Origin of the sequence: Burkholderia sp. BKH01 (genome assembly GCF_025685725.1) — a bacterium.
In the GTDB taxonomy this organism is placed as follows: domain Bacteria; phylum Pseudomonadota; class Gammaproteobacteria; order Burkholderiales; family Burkholderiaceae; genus Burkholderia; species Burkholderia pyrrocinia_C.
This window is the reverse complement of record NZ_JAOTQT010000017.1, coordinates 64,520-77,032: the sequence shown is the minus strand read 5'-3', so window position 1 is coordinate 77,032 and position 12,513 is coordinate 64,520. Positions and strand designations below refer to the sequence as shown.

The window sequence follows — 12,513 nt, the reverse complement described above, 5'->3', positions numbered from 1 at the left end:
CGCGATACCGCCGAAGAGACAACCGTCGACGTCGAAGCGCTGGACGCCTTTACCGCGCTGGATGCCTTCGATTACGATGCTGACGGCGGCGTGCGCCAGCATTTCATCATGGTCGCGGTGCTGTGCAGATGGTTGCGCGGCACACCCGCCGCCGTCGACGATGCGCTCGATGCGCGCTGGTTCGGCCTCGACGAACTCGATCGCGACGACTTGCCGATGAGTGCGGGTGTCCGCGACGTCGCGCGACGCGCGATCGAACGGGCCGCAGCCCTTGGCGATGCGCAGCGTCCATCAACTACTTGAAACATCACCGTCGTTCCCGGATCCGGTGCGGGCGGCCCGATCGGGGCCATGACCGTCTCGGCTAACCGCCGATCTCCGAACCACAACACGTCAAACCATGATCCGAATTCGCAAGTCCACCGAGGCCGACGGCACACGCGTGCTGGATATCTGGCGCAGCGCAGTCGATGCAACGCACCACTTCCTGAGCGACGACGACCGTCGCGCAATCGAATCCGAAGTCGTGGCGTTTCTGCCCGGCGCGCCGCTCGATCTCGCTGTCGATGATGACGAGCGCGCGATCGGGTTCATGCTGCTCGACGGCAGTCACATGGAAGCGCTGTTCGTCGATCCCGCTCACCACGGCGCGGGTGTCGGGCGGCTGCTTGTCGAAGCAGCACTCAGGCGCCATCCCGACCTGTCGACCGACGTCAACGAGCAAAACGAAGCGGCAGCGGGGTTCTATGAACGGCTCGGATTCGAGCGTTGCGGGCGATCGGCGCTGGACGGACAAGGCCGGCCTTATCCGCTGATTCACCTTCGTTATCGCGCGGTACACCCGTCGTCCTCACCGGAATGCGTGTAACCCCGGCCTCCGTGATATCGAGCCGACTTTCATGTCGTACGTGTATCGGCACGCGAACGCGACCAGCCAATGCCGCATCCGCTCCACGCACGCGACACGCAGCCGCGGCTCGCGTAACGCGCGACGCATCGACAGCACGCGTTCGACGATCGCAAAGGCGCGGTGCATGAAACCGTTGAACCGGTCGGCATCGCGCCGCAGTCTTTGGGTGGAACGTTGACAGCAACGGCATGGCATAGGATCTCAAGCGGTGACATGGCGAGGACGATCGCTTCTCGCGCTGAACGCGTCTTGCACAGGCCCGAAGATGCTAACCTCTCGGCCAAACTAACGCGCCACCGCATGAAGTAATAGGATTCAACAATGCAAACCGTTGCGGTACTGGACTTCGAAACGACCGGGCTTTCGCCGAATCTGGGCGACCGTGCCACCGAAATCGCCGTCATCCTTCTACGCGACGGACAAGTCGTCGACCGTTTCCAGAGCTTGATGAATGCGGGCAGACGCATACCGTCCGATGTCGTCGCGCTGACCGGCATCACGAACGACATGATTGCATCGGCTCCCCCGGCGTCGAAAGTCATGAAAGAAGCCGCAGCGTTCATTGGCAAGCATGCCGTCGTGGCACATAACGCCAGTTTCGATAAACGGTTTTGGCAAGCAGAGCTCGGGCTTCTCGACATGTCGGCCGAGCATTCCTTTGCTTGCACGATGCTCGTGGCAAGACGTATCTACCCGGACGCCCGGAGTCACCGCCTGTCGAGCCTGGCCGACACGCTGCAGTTGCCGAAGTCGGGCCGCGCTCACCGGGCGATGGTCGACGCCGAGATGGCCGGTCATCTGTGGTGCCGGCTGCAGCACGACATTGCGCGGACTTATGGACTGGATCGCATCGATCACGCGCTCATGACACGCGTCCAGACAACGAGCAAGGCGAAGGTGCCCGTGTACTTGCGTTCGCTCGTGCGAACGCACGCATGAGGCCCAAGGAACGGAGACACGACGTCTCCTGACTCAACCAACGCGTCAATGCAAAACGGCTTGGCAACCGCCAAGCCGTTTCTTGTCCGAATCTGCGTCCGGACAGCAGACGAATCGAACCAGCAATCCGCTTTCGAACTATCGCGACATCAACCAATGCGCGACGACGCGAGCGGAAGCAAGCGCCGATTCAGCAGGAATGCTTACTCCCACTCGATCGTCGCCGGCGGCTTGCCCGAGATGTCGTACACAACCCGGTTGATCCCGCGCACCTCGTTGATGATCCGGTTCGACGCGCGGCCGAGCAGCGCGTACGGCAGGTGCGCCCAGTGTGCGGTCATGAAATCGGTCGTCTGCACTGCGCGCAGCGACGTCACGTAGTCGTACGTGCGGCCGTCGCCCATCACGCCGACCGACTTCACCGGCAGGAACACCGCGAACGCCTGGCTCGTCAGGTCGTACCAGCTCTTGCCGACATCGGCTTCGCCGCACAGGCCGGCAGCCGCATCGTGCGCGGTCGCGGTCGTGTTGCGCAGTTCCTCGATGAAGATCGCGTCCGCGCGGCGCAGCAGGTCCGCGTATTCACGCTTCACTTCGCCGAGGATCCGCACGCCGAGGCCCGGACCCGGGAACGGATGGCGGTACACCATCTCCGGCGGCAGGCCGAGCGCGACGCCCAGCTCGCGCACTTCGTCCTTGAACAGGTCGCGCAGCGGCTCGAGCAGCTTCAGGCCAAGCGTTTCCGGCAGGCCGCCGACGTTGTGGTGGCTCTTGATCGTCGTCGCCTTCTTCGTCTTCGTGCCGCCCGATTCGACCACGTCCGGATAGATCGTGCCCTGCGCGAGCCACTTCGCCTTCGACAGCTTCTTCGCCTCGGCCTGGAACACCTCGACGAACTCGCGGCCGATGATCTTGCGCTTCGCTTCCGGATCGGTCACGCCGGCCAGGTGGCCGAGGAACTGATCGGACGCGTCGACGTGCACGACCTTCGCATGCAGGCGGCCCTCGAACATGTCGAGCACCATCTTGCCTTCGTTCAGGCGCAGCAGGCCATGGTCGACGAACACGCAGGTGAGCTGGTCGCCGATCGCGCGATGGATCAGCGCGGCCGCGACGCTCGAATCGACGCCGCCCGACAGGCCGAGAATCACTTCCTCGTCACCGACCTGCTCGCGGATCTTCGCGACGGCTTCCTCGATGTGGTTGCGCATGATCCAGTCGGGCTTCGCGCCGGCGATCTGCAGCACGAAGCGTTCGATGATCTGGCGGCCCTTCACCGTGTGCGTGACTTCCGGGTGGAACTGCACCGCGTAGTAGCCGCGCGCCTCGTCGGCCATGCCGGCGATCGGGCAGCTCGGCGTCGACGCCATCAGCGCGAAGCCCGGCGGCAGCTCGGCGACCTTGTCGCCGTGGCTCATCCAGACCTTCAGCATCCCGTGGCCTTCGGCCGTCGTGAAATCCTCGATGCCATCGAGCAGGCGCGTATGGCCGTGCGCGCGCATTTCCGCATAGCCGAATTCACGATGGTCGCTCCACTCGACCTTGCCGCCGAGCTGCACGGCCATCGTCTGCATGCCGTAGCAGATGCCGAGCACCGGCACGCCGAGATCCCACACGGCCTGCGGCGCGCGCAGCTGGTGGTCTTCGTACGTGCTCGCGTGGCTGCCCGACAGGATCACCGCCTTCGGCGCGAACTCGCGGACGAAGTCGTCGGACACATCGTTCGGATGGATCTCGCAGTAGACGTGCGCTTCACGCACGCGCCGCGCAATCAGTTGGGTGACTTGCGAACCGAAGTCGAGAATCAGGATTTTGTCGTGCATGGCTGCGGACGGGATGAAGAGAATAAGAAAAGCAGCGCATCATGCGCTGCGTCAATAGCATGGACAGCGGCGTCGGGCGGCAGGCGGCGCGCGCGACGCATGGCCGGTCAATCCTGCATCGGCGGGCGCTCGTCGAGTGCGACGCCGCCTGACGATTGGCTGGATGCGGCCGACGACGGCGCGGCGGGCGCCGCGGGACGGCTGACAACGGGTTCGACACGCTGCGGTGCGGGCGGCGACGCCGGCGCCATCACCGGCTCGGCCGGACGCTGCGCCGGTGCGCGCGCCTCGAGCGCCTGCGCCTTCTCGCGCCGGCGCACGGCCGATGCGAGCCGCACGCCGCCGAGGCCGAGCACGATCAGCGCGACCCCGGCCACGGCCGACAGCACCCGGCCGGCGGCCGCGAGCGCGGGACCGCTGCCGGTGGCGAGCGACCAGACGATCGTCAGCACGCCGGTCAGCCAGTACACGTGGCCGACCGACCGCGCGACGGGCGCCGTGAGATCGCCGTTGAACGCCGCATGAAACGCGAGCCACGCGAGCCCGAGCAATGCGATGCCGAACGCCTGGCCGAGCATCGCCGGCTGGATGTTCGCAAGCTGCAGCGCGTTGAAAAGCGACTGCCAGGGTGTCAGCACGAACAACACGCCGAACAACAGCAGCAGCACGGCATCGATAATCAGCACGGCTCGCAGCAGCGGTTTCATCGGCGGTCAGTCCACGTGGTAGTTCGGCGCTTCCTTCGTGATCTGCACGTCGTGCACGTGCGACTCGCGCATGCCCGCCGCGGTGATCTGGACGAATTCGGCCTTGTCGTGCAGCTCGTCGATCGTCCGGCAACCGCAGTAGCCCATGCTGGCGCGCACGCCGCCGACCAGCTGGAACAGGATCGCGTTGACCGAGCCCTTGTACGCGACACGGCCTTCGATGCCTTCCGGCACGAGCTTGTCGATGTTCGCCGAGTTGTCCTGGAAGTAGCGGTCTGCCGCGCCGTCCTTCATCGCACCGACCGAACCCATGCCGCGGTACGCCTTGTACTGGCGGCCCTGATACAGGAACACGTCGCCCGGCGACTCTTCGGTGCCCGCCAGCATGCTGCCCATCATCACCGCGTTCGCGCCGGCCGCGAGGGCCTTCGACACGTCGCCCGAGAAGCGCACGCCGCCGTCGGCGATGCACGGCACGCCGGTGCCCTTCAGCGCTTCCGCGACGTTCGCGATCGCGCTGATCTGCGGCACGCCGACGCCCGCGACGATCCGCGTCGTGCAGATCGAGCCGGGGCCGATACCGACCTTGACCGCATCCGCGCCGTATTCGACGAGCGCCTTCGCAGCGGCCGCCGTCGCGATATTGCCGCCGATCACCTCGACGTGCGGGAAGTTCTGCTTGACCCAGCGGACGCGCTCGAGCACACCCTTGCTGTGACCGTGCGCGGTATCGACGACGATCACGTCGACGCCGGCCTGCACCAGCAGCTCGACGCGCTCTTCGTTGTCCGGACCGACGCCGACCGCCGCGCCTGCACGCAGCTTGCCGTGTTCGTCCTTGCACGCGTCCGGGTGCTCGGTCTGCTTCGTGATGTCCTTGACGGTCATCAGGCCGCGCAGTTCGAACGCGTCGTTGACGACCAGCACGCGCTCGAGGCGGTGGCTGTGCATCAGCGCCTTCGCTTCGGCGAGCGGCGTGCCTTCCTTGACCGTGACGAGGCGCTCGCGCGGCGTCATGATCGACTTGACCGGCTCATCGAGGCGCGTTTCGAAACGCAGGTCGCGGTTCGTGACGATGCCGACGAGCTGCGGGCCTTCGACGACCGGGAAACCCGAGATGCCATGCTGGCGCGACAGCGCGATCACGTCGCGCACCTTCATTTGCGGCGGCACCGTGATCGGGTCACGAACGACGCCCGACTCGAAACGCTTGACCTTCGCGACCTCGCGGGCCTGCTCGGCCGGCGTGAGGTTCTTGTGAACGATACCGACGCCACCCTGCTGCGCCATCGCGATCGCGAGACGACCTTCGGTGACCGTGTCCATGGCGGCGGACACGAGCGGCATGTTCAGGGAGATGTTGCGGGTCAGCTTGGTCTTGAGGCTGGTGTCGCGGGGGAGAACGTCGGAGAAGGCGGGAACGAGGAGCACGTCATCGAAAGTGAGTGCTTTTTGGATCAGACGCATGGCAAATCCTATGGGCGCAAAAGCGAATTATACGCGAAGCGCTGCGAATTTTCACAACACGAACAACGGCTTAGCCGTTTTCATGCGTTCGGGGGCCGAATCGTTCGGATCGCCGTTCGGTTCGTTTTCGATCGCCTTTCGTTTCGCCGCCGCATCGAGCCATTCGCGCAACGGGCTGCACCGCGGCAACCGTGCCTGTCTCGGCCGGGCCATACGGCAGCCACGGCACCGGTCGCCCGCGGCCCGGCAACACGCCGGATCAGCCCGCAACGCAACTCGCCTTCCCGGTCTTACACCAGCCCGGCCGCACGCGCGATCATCGCGATGCCGCCCCCGATCGCGATGCCACCGACAAGCCGCGCAACACGCTCGCCGGCCGGCGCCAGGCGCTCGGCGGCAATCGCGACCGTCACGGCAGTCATCACGCGCAGATCCATCATGCCGGCCGCCAGCGCGACCGCCATCAGGTTCCCGCAACAGGCGCCGCAACGCATCGCGGTTCGCATGCCGTGCCGCCAGGCCGCACCGGCAGCCACCCGCGACCGGTGCGGGTCCGCCGTCGCGTGCCGGCAGCACGCCAGCCGACGCGCCTTCCACGCCGAGAACTGCAACACGCCCGCGCCGAGCACGACCGCGCCGGCCGCGAACGGCATCGCGCGGGCAAGCGCCGGCAGCCGTGCCGCGGCGGCCGTCAGCGCGCCGCCGAGCGGAAACGCCACCGCGCCCAGCGCCATCCATACCGCGAAATACCCGGCGCCCGCGACGACAACGAGCCAGGCCGAGCGCGCCGCGGCCAGCGGGCCGACGCTCTGCCGATATCGCCAGAGCGTCGGCGCCAGCACGGGCAGCATCATCGTCGCCGTCATCGCGCCCCACATGCCGGCGAACGCCGCGAACGCGCGGCCGGCGCCCCATCCGCATGGCCGCAGCCACGCCGTCGACAGCGTCCAGCCGCCGGGCATCGGCTCGCCGCCCATCGCGTCCATCGACGCGTGCTGCGCCAGCACGGCCATCGCGGCGGCGGCGAACACGGCGACGAGCGCCGCGCCGAATGCCCACCGATCGCGGCCCGGATCGTCGGTTGCCGGCCGTGTCATCGCACGCTCCCGCCCGTCGCCGGGGCCCGCGCTCAACCGCGCGCGTACTCGTCGTGGCGGCGCCACCACGGGCCCGCCTCGTTGCGCCCGCGCGGCGCGCGATCGAGCCACTGGTACATGCCCCACAACCCGTCGAGCCCGCGCGCATAGGTCGAGTACGTGTGATAGACGGCGCCGTCCTCGCGCACGAACGCGCTCATCCCCGGCCGGTCCAGCGAATAGGTGACCGCGTCGGTGCCGCACGTCGCCGCGAACTGCACGACGGGCGCCGGCGGCGGATCCATGTCCATCGCGTGCCCCGCCCGCGCGTAGTTGTATTCGACATCGCCCGCGCGCCGCTGCGTTTCGGTGAACGACACATTGAAGTCGAAGTTGAAATCGCTGCCGACCGACGACGCCCACGGGAAGGTCCACCCCATCCGCTGCCGGTACGCGAGCAGCTTCGCGAGCGGCGCGCGCGAAACGGCCGCGAGCGTCACGTCGTGGTTCGCCAGGTGCACGGCAAAACCGTCGAAGCCGTCCGCGAGCGCCGAGCACGACGGGCAGCCCGCCTTGTAGTCGGGTCCGAACATGAAGTGATAGACGAGCAGTTGCGACCGGCCGCGAAACAGGTCGTCGAGCGTCGCCTGTCCGTCTTCCGTGTCGAACCGGTAGGTCTTGTCGACGCGCACCCACGGCAGTGCCTGGCGCCGCCGCGCGAGTTCGTCGCTTTGCCGCGTCAGCGCCTTTTCTGCTTCGAGCAGCGCCCTGCGCTCGGCCAGCCATTCGTCGCGCGTTCCGGTGAGATGGGTCGTCATTGCGGGTTCCTCCTTCCGATGGGTATCCGGGCACGGCGTACGGCGCCGTGTGCGTGGTGCTAGATTAGTGCTCGGCATCGGGCCGGAGGGAGTGACAAGTGTGTCGGGATTCGGATGGATTCGCTGATCACCGCGGCCGCGCGCGCGCTCGCGGCCGGTGACGCGCTCGGTGCGCTGAACCGCGTCGCGCTGCGCGACGATGCGCCGGCGCTCGCGCTGCGCGGCATCGCGATGGCGCAGCTCGGTGATTTCGAACGTGCGCGGGCACTCGTGCGTGGCGCCGCGCGCGCGTTCGGCTCAAAGGAAGCCGTGGCGCGTGCGCGCTGCATCGTCGCCGAAGCCGAGATCGCGCTCGCGTCGCGCGACCTCCGCTGGCCGACGCGCGCGCTCGATGCCGCGTGCGCGACGCTCGACGCGCACGGCGATCGCGCGAATGCCGCGCATGCGCGCTATCTCGGCGTGCGCCGGCTGCTGCTGATCGGTCACATCGACGATGCCGAACGGATGCTCGCGCATCTCGATCCCGCGCCGCTGCCGCCCGCGTCGCGCGCCGCCCATGAACTGATCGCGGCCGGCATCGCGATGCGCCGCATCCGCACGCACGTGGCCCGCGCGGCGCTCGCCCGTGCACACGCAGCCGCCCGCGACGCCGGCATCGCCGCGCTGACGGCCGAAGTCGACACCGCCGCGCGCGTGCTCGATGCGCCGGCCGCGCGACTCATCGCGCGCGGCACGTCGCGGCTCGTACAGCTCGACGAAGTCGAGACGCTGTTCGCGTCGAATACGCTCGTCGTCGACGCATGCCGCCACACGGTGCGCGACGCGCGCACGACCGTGTCGCTCGCGCGCCGCCCCGTGCTGTTCGTGCTCGCCCGCGCGCTCGGCGAAGCATGGCCGGCCGACGTGTCGAGAAACGCGCTCGTGGCCGCCGCATTCCGTGCGAAACATGCGGACGAATCGCATCGCGCGCGCCTGCGCGTCGAAATCGGCCGACTGCGCGCGGTGCTGCGGCCGCTCGCGAACGTCACCGCGACGCCGCGCGGCTTCGCGCTCGAACCGCTCGGCGTGCGCGAGACCGTCGTACTCGCGCGCCCGGTCGACGATCGTCACGCGGCCGTGCTCGCGCTCCTCGCCGACGGCGAGGCGTGGTCGAGCTCCGCGCTGGCGCTCGCGCTCGGCGCGAGCCAGCGCACCGTGCAGCGCGCGCTCGACGCGCTCGCCGAAGCGGCCAAGGTGCAGGCGCTCGGTCGCGGCCGCGCGCGCCGCTGGATGACGCCGCCGCTGCCCGGATTCGCGACGACCTTGTTACTCCCTGCTCCGCTGCCGGGAGATTAGGATGGCCTCACCGAACGACGAGGTGACGAACATGAAACGCTCCAATGCAGAGATCATTCGCGAGTACGGCCCGTTTCCGGGCGTCGACGGCGTGCACGGCGTCACGTTCGACGGGCAGCACGTGTGGTATGCATCCGGCGACAAGCTGAATGCGCTCGACCCGGAGCGCGGCGCGACCGTCCGCTCGCTCGACATCGCCGCGCATGCGGGCACGGCGTTCGACGGCCGCCACCTGTTCCAGATCGTCGAGGACCGCATCGAGAAGATCGATCCGGAATCAGGCCACGTGCTCGCGACGATCCCGGCACCCGGCGGCGGCGCCGACTCGGGGCTCGCGTGGGCCGAAGGCACGCTGTGGGTCGGCCAGTACCGCGAACGCAAGATTCATCAGATCGATCCGGAATCGGGCGCCGTGCTGCGCACGATCGAATCGAACCGCTTCGTCACCGGCGTGACGTGGGTCGACGGCGAGCTGTGGCACGGCACCTGGGAAGCCGACCAGAGCGATTTGCGGCACATCGATCCGCGTACGGGACAGGTGCTCGAGCAGGTCGACATGCCTCCCGGCGTCGGCGTGTCGGGGCTCGAATCCGACGGCCACGACCGTTTCTTCTGCGGCGGCGGCAACAGCGGCAAGCTGCGCACCGTGCGGCGCCCGGCGCGGGTGCCGGCGTCGGGCGACGGCGCGGGTGCGACGCCCGATCCGGCAGACGGCTGATCCGCGACGTACCGCGGCCGCGAACCCTCGAACCGTCGAACCGTCGAACCGTCGAACCTTCGATAATCGGGAACAAATCTCGGCCGCGTCATCTCGCGGCACGTCGAAACCCCGCCCTGCACCGAGTGCAGGATTGAACAAGACGCCGCCGAACCGGCATCGCTAAGATGCGCGCTCGTTCATGTATTCGGAGCGGTCGATGCGGCGCGGTGTGGTCTATGGTGTCCTGGCAGGTGCCCTGTGGGGCATGGTATTTCTCGTTCCGCGGCTGCTGACGGACTTCTCGCCGCTGCTGCTGAGCGCCGGCCGCTACGCGATGTACGGCCTCGTGTCGCTCGCGGCCGCCCTACCGATCACCCGCTCGCTGCTCGCGCGGCTGACCCGTGAAGATCTCGTCGCGCTCGTGAAGCTCGCGGTGGTCGGCAACGTCGCGTACTACATGCTGCTGTCCGGCGCCGTGCACCTGATCGGCATCGCGCCCAGTTCGCTGATCGTCGGCGTGCTGCCCGTCACCGTCACGCTCGCCGGCCTCGGCGACCACGGCGCCGTGCCGCTGCGGCGGCTGGCCGTCCCGCTCGCACTGGTGATCGCGGGCATCGCCTGCATCAACGTCGACCTGTTCACGTCCGAGGCCGCGCACGCGACGACGCTCGGCCAGAAGCTCGCGGGCATCGCCTGCGCGACCGGCGCGCTCGCGAGCTGGACCTGGTACGCGGTCGCGAACGCGCGCTACCTGCAGCGCCATCATCATTTCGGCGGCAACGAATGGTCGGTGCTGTGGGGTGTCGTGACGGGGCTGATCGGCGGGCTCTGCTGGATCGCGATCCTTGCGCTGCCGGCCGGCACGGTGCAGGCGGCCGTCCCGGCGTCGCGCTGGCAACTGTTCTGGCTGCTGAACCTCGTGCTCGCGATCGGCGCGTCGTGGCTCGGCAACGGGCTGTGGAATGCCGCGTCGAAGCGGTTGCCGCTCACGCTGTCGGGCCAGTTGATCGTGTTCGAAACCGTGTTCGCGATGCTCTACGCGTTCGTCTACGACCAGCGGATGCCGCACACACTCGAGATCGCCGCGCTCGTGCTGCTGCTCGCAGGCGTGTACGGCTCGGTGCGACAGCACGACGACACGCCCGCCGGCGGCGATACGCCGGGCAGCGCGTCGGTCAACGCGAACATCGCGGCCCACTGAGCGCCGCGGCGTTTGATCGGACGAATCGGAACGGAAGGAACGGAAGGAACGGAAGGAGCGGAAGGAGCGGAACCGCGCGCGTCAACGCGCGTCCTTGTGCATCCACTTGCGGCCCTCGATGGAGCCGGCGCGGCGGGACTTGTCGACGCGCCGCTGGCGCGCCAGCTTCGGATCGACGATCAGCGGGCGGTAGATCTCGACGCGGTCGTGGTCGGCGAGCGGCGCGTCGAGCGGTGCGAGCTTGCCGTACACGCCCGTCTTCGCTTGCGCGAGGTCGATCTCCGGGTGCAGCGCGAGCACGCCGCTCGCGTCGATCGCGGAGCGAACGGTCGCGCCTTCGGGCAGCGACACCCGAATCAGCGTCTGGCGGTCCGGCAGCGCATAACAGACTTCGATCGACAGCATCGCATCACCCCTTTCCGTAGCGCTGGTCCGCACGCTTCACGAACGAATCGACGAACGTGTTCGCGATGTGGCTGAACACCGGCCCGATGATCTTCTCGAGCAGGATGCTCGAAAACTCGTAGTGCAGCGCGAATTCGATCTTGCACGCATCGGCGCGCAGCGCGGTGAAGCGCCACGAGCCCGTGAACTTCCTGAACGGGCCGTCCGTGAACTCCATGTCGATCCGCGTCGGACGCTGCTGCGTGTTGCGCGTTGCGAAGTGCTGCTTGATGCCCTTGAAGTTGATATCGATGCGCGCTTCCATTCCGCTGTCGTCCTGACGGCGAATCTCGACGCCGCCGCACCAGGGCAGGAAATTGGGGTAGTCGGCCACGTCGGTGACGAGGTCGAACATCTGTTCCGCCGAATGACGGATCAATACGGTTTTCTGGACATCTGCCATAAATCGCGCGGCATCGCTCAAGGTGGGAACGCAAGCCGGGCGATTCTCGCCCCGCTTTGCTAAAATCGTGATTTTAAACGAGTTGGCCCAATCCTTTCATGAGCATCATCGACAACAGGAAAGCGCACTTCGATTATCACATCGAGGAACGCTACGAGGCGGGGCTCGTGCTGGAGGGCTGGGAAGTCAAGGCGCTGCGCGCCGGGCGAGGCCAGATCAAGGAAGGCTACGTCGTGGTGAAGAACGCCGAGATCTTCCTGATCGGCACCCACATCAGCCCGCTGCCCGAAGCCTCGACGCACATCAAGCCGGACCCGGTACGCACGCGCAAGCTGCTGCTGCACCGTGAGGAAATCAAGAAACTGATCGGCAAGGTCGAGCAGCGCGGCTACACGCTCGTGCCGCTGAACTTCCACTACAAGGGCGGCCGCGTGAAGTGCGACATCGCACTCGCAAAGGGCAAGAAGCTGCACGACAAGCGCGAAACCGAGAAGAAGCGCGACTGGGAACGCGAGAAAGCGCGCATCATGCGCGCCGGCACCTGACACGCGCGAAGCGCATCACAAACGACACGGCCCGCTCGAAGCGGGCCGTGTTGCTTTTTACAACGTGATTCCTGCATGCCGGCAACCGGACGCGGGCGACGGAATTCCGGATGCCGCGCCGGTGCGGCAGGCAACCGACGGACGT

At 67.5% G+C, this 12,513-nt stretch carries 13 protein-coding genes and 1 pseudogene; 7 read left to right on the top strand and 7 right to left on the bottom strand.

Annotation, left to right across the window (positions count from 1 at the left end):
- The 3 genes and pseudogenes from OEJ37_RS23105 to OEJ37_RS23095 all read left to right on the top strand — a co-directional run.
- Positions 1 to 303, top strand: a pseudogene (locus OEJ37_RS23105) (NUDIX domain-containing protein); the annotation flags it as partial.
- A gap of 97 nt (positions 304 to 400) precedes the next feature.
- Positions 401 to 868 (top strand): acetyltransferase, encoded by a 468-nt coding sequence (locus OEJ37_RS23100; protein WP_263345911.1) that lies wholly within the window; start codon positions 401 to 403, stop codon positions 866 to 868.
- 363 nt (positions 869 to 1,231) lie between these two features.
- Positions 1,232 to 1,849, top strand: coding sequence for a PolC-type DNA polymerase III (locus OEJ37_RS23095; protein ID WP_263345910.1), 618 nt, complete (start codon positions 1,232 to 1,234; stop codon positions 1,847 to 1,849).
- A 203-nt stretch (positions 1,850 to 2,052) separates the two neighbouring features.
- On the opposite strand, the gene guaA is transcribed toward OEJ37_RS23095, so the two are convergent.
- The 5 genes from guaA to OEJ37_RS23070 all read right to left on the bottom strand — a co-directional run bounded on the left by guaA (position 2,053) and on the right by OEJ37_RS23070 (position 7,740).
- Entirely contained in the window at positions 2,053 to 3,672 is a 1,620-nt protein-coding gene (gene guaA / locus OEJ37_RS23090; RefSeq protein WP_263345907.1) for a glutamine-hydrolyzing GMP synthase, read from the bottom strand.
- Between the two features lie 107 nt (positions 3,673 to 3,779).
- A complete protein-coding gene (locus OEJ37_RS23085) occupies positions 3,780 to 4,379 on the bottom strand; it encodes a hypothetical protein (protein ID WP_263345906.1) in 600 nt (199 codons plus the stop codon).
- A gap of 6 nt (positions 4,380 to 4,385) precedes the next feature.
- Complete coding sequence (gene guaB / locus OEJ37_RS23080; protein WP_034181136.1) at positions 4,386 to 5,846, bottom strand: IMP dehydrogenase; 1,461 nt, start codon at positions 5,844 to 5,846, stop codon at positions 4,386 to 4,388.
- A 290-nt stretch (positions 5,847 to 6,136) separates the two neighbouring features.
- Positions 6,137 to 6,943 (bottom strand): DUF2182 domain-containing protein, encoded by an 807-nt coding sequence (locus OEJ37_RS23075; RefSeq protein ID WP_263345903.1) that lies wholly within the window; start codon positions 6,941 to 6,943, stop codon positions 6,137 to 6,139.
- A gap of 32 nt (positions 6,944 to 6,975) precedes the next feature.
- A complete protein-coding gene (locus OEJ37_RS23070) occupies positions 6,976 to 7,740 on the bottom strand; it encodes a DUF899 domain-containing protein (RefSeq protein ID WP_152864432.1) in 765 nt (254 codons plus the stop codon).
- A 114-nt stretch (positions 7,741 to 7,854) separates the two neighbouring features.
- Between OEJ37_RS23070 and OEJ37_RS23065 the strand changes: the two genes are divergently transcribed.
- From OEJ37_RS23065 to OEJ37_RS23055, 3 genes are all read left to right on the top strand, one after another.
- Positions 7,855 to 9,075: a helix-turn-helix domain-containing protein gene (locus OEJ37_RS23065; protein ID WP_175920238.1), complete on the top strand. Its 1,221-nt coding sequence runs from the start codon at positions 7,855 to 7,857 to the stop codon at positions 9,073 to 9,075.
- A 31-nt stretch (positions 9,076 to 9,106) separates the two neighbouring features.
- Entirely contained in the window at positions 9,107 to 9,793 is a 687-nt protein-coding gene (locus OEJ37_RS23060; protein ID WP_263345899.1) for a DUF5074 domain-containing protein, read from the top strand.
- Positions 9,794 to 9,992: 199 nt separating this feature from the next.
- Entirely contained in the window at positions 9,993 to 10,976 is a 984-nt protein-coding gene (locus OEJ37_RS23055; protein ID WP_263345894.1) for a DMT family transporter, read from the top strand.
- Between the two features lie 81 nt (positions 10,977 to 11,057).
- Here the strand turns inward: OEJ37_RS23055 and OEJ37_RS23050 are convergent, their stop codons facing one another.
- Entirely contained in the window at positions 11,058 to 11,381 is a 324-nt protein-coding gene (locus OEJ37_RS23050; RefSeq protein WP_034181131.1) for an RnfH family protein, read from the bottom strand.
- A 4-nt stretch (positions 11,382 to 11,385) separates the two neighbouring features.
- On the bottom strand, positions 11,386 to 11,823 hold the full coding sequence (locus tag OEJ37_RS23045) for a type II toxin-antitoxin system RatA family toxin (protein ID WP_152864442.1): 438 nt from the start codon (positions 11,821 to 11,823) through the stop codon (positions 11,386 to 11,388).
- A gap of 98 nt (positions 11,824 to 11,921) precedes the next feature.
- Here OEJ37_RS23045 and smpB point away from each other — a divergent pair, with 98 nt between their 5' ends.
- Complete coding sequence (gene smpB, locus OEJ37_RS23040; protein WP_006478511.1) at positions 11,922 to 12,368, top strand: SsrA-binding protein SmpB; 447 nt, start codon at positions 11,922 to 11,924, stop codon at positions 12,366 to 12,368.
- Positions 12,369 to 12,513: the final 145 nt, after the last annotated feature.